Origin of the sequence: Hoeflea sp. BAL378, assembly GCF_000759435.1 — a bacterium.
GTDB lineage: Bacteria > Pseudomonadota > Alphaproteobacteria > Rhizobiales > Rhizobiaceae > Hoeflea.
Genome location: NZ_JRJG01000262.1, coordinates 1 through 1350, shown reverse-complemented (window position 1 = coordinate 1350; position 1350 = coordinate 1). Strand labels below are relative to the sequence as shown.

General features: G+C 64.7%; 2 protein-coding genes. One reads left to right on the top strand and one right to left on the bottom strand.

The window, feature by feature from the left end; all coding sequences use genetic code 11:
- Positions 1-112: 112 nt before the first annotated feature.
- On the bottom strand, positions 113-259 hold the full coding sequence (locus LL06_RS27985) for a hypothetical protein (protein ID WP_162835382.1): 147 nt from the start codon (positions 257-259) through the stop codon (positions 113-115).
- A gap of 194 nt (positions 260-453) precedes the next feature.
- Here LL06_RS27985 and LL06_RS25940 point away from each other — a divergent pair, with 194 nt between their 5' ends.
- On the top strand, positions 454-780 hold the full coding sequence (locus LL06_RS25940) for a flagellar basal body protein (RefSeq protein WP_052161923.1): 327 nt from the start codon (positions 454-456) through the stop codon (positions 778-780).
- Positions 781-1350 lie beyond the last annotated feature (570 nt).

Below are 1350 nucleotides of genomic sequence, written 5' to 3'. Positions count from 1 at the left end.
CCCCCTCTGTCGGCTACGCCGACATCTCCCCCGCAAGGGGGGAGATGAGGGGCGGCAAGCTCGGGATCGTCAGCCAAGTCCTGGATCTTTAGGTGAGCCGAAGCCGCCGGCTTCAGTGGCAGTGCACCTGGCCGGTGCTTGACTGCATGTGACAGCATTGTCCGGGCGGCGAACTCTTGCGGCAGCCGCCGCCATGGGCGTGGGCAAGGCTGGCCGACAGCAGCGATGCCAGCGCCAGAACCGCAACATAAAGTCTCATCTCGTTACTCCCCGTCCCCCATGGACCGGAGCACCCTTGCACGTGCAGGCAAGAGTAGCAATGATGAAGACGATTCGCGCAATGGCTGAAATTGCGAGGCCTTGGCATTCCCCGTCAACCTCCCGTTAACCACGCTCCCTAACCCGCCGCTAAGTCCCTGACGCTATCTTCCCGCGGATCGGGAGTATCGCGTCATGATTTCCAGCATCATCAGCACCGCCTTTTCCGGCATGGCCGCGCAGCGCGAGCGGCTCGATGCGGTGGCCCACAACATCGCCAATGCCGACGCGCCCGGCTACGCGCGCAGGACCGTCGACATGGTCACGGGTCCCGGCGGCGGGGTGCGTGCGGTGACGCGCGAGGCCGAAGGCGGCGTCGATCTCGCCACCGAGATGACCGACCTGATCGACGCGAAAATGGGCTACGAGGCCAATCTCGCGGTGATGGAAACCGGCATGGACATGTGGGACGCGCTGATGAGCGCGCTCGAGCCCCGCGACCGCGACGAGCGCTGGCGCTAGCCGCGGGTCCGGCGCCGGGCGGGCAGGTGGGCCTCTCGCCGACCGTCAGCCGGTTATCCCCGGCTCTCTCCATCCGCCACCCATGTCTCCTGTTTTCGTCATCCGCGAACCCTTCCCCTCGTCATCCTTGGCCCCCGAGCCAAGGATCCATTCCGTGATCCATCCGAGAACGCTGCGGGTGGATAGATAGCGGAATGGATCCTAGGGTCGGGGCCCTAGGATGACGAAACGAGGGTTCGATGCCTGACATGACGAAGTCGAAAGGCCGGGGCCAAGTGTGACGAAACGAGAGGCGGCCGCGGGGATGGATTTGTGCCCCCACCCTGGCAATTCCATTCAGTTACCCAAAATATCCCCCGATCGTTTCGCCGCATTTCCGCACCATGGCCTTACTCCCGTAGCCGGATGGCTGCCCACCTCCCCCTTGAGGGGGTCCGAAGGACGGGTCGAGACCTGTGGCTCGCCCCTGGGGAGAGACAAGCGTAGCGCAGGCGATCCGGGTGGGGGTCCTGCGCCGTCGGCAGCCCTGAATGACTTCTGTTACAGGCATCTCTGGTGCCGCATACCCCC

Coding starts and splice junctions, on each gene's coding strand:
- LL06_RS25940 (WP_052161923.1), top strand. CDS start 454: ATGATTTCCAGCATCATCAGCACCGCCTTTTCCGGCATGGCCGCGCAG.
- LL06_RS27985 (WP_162835382.1), bottom strand. CDS start 259: ATGAGACTTTATGTTGCGGTTCTGGCGCTGGCATCGCTGCTGTCGGCC.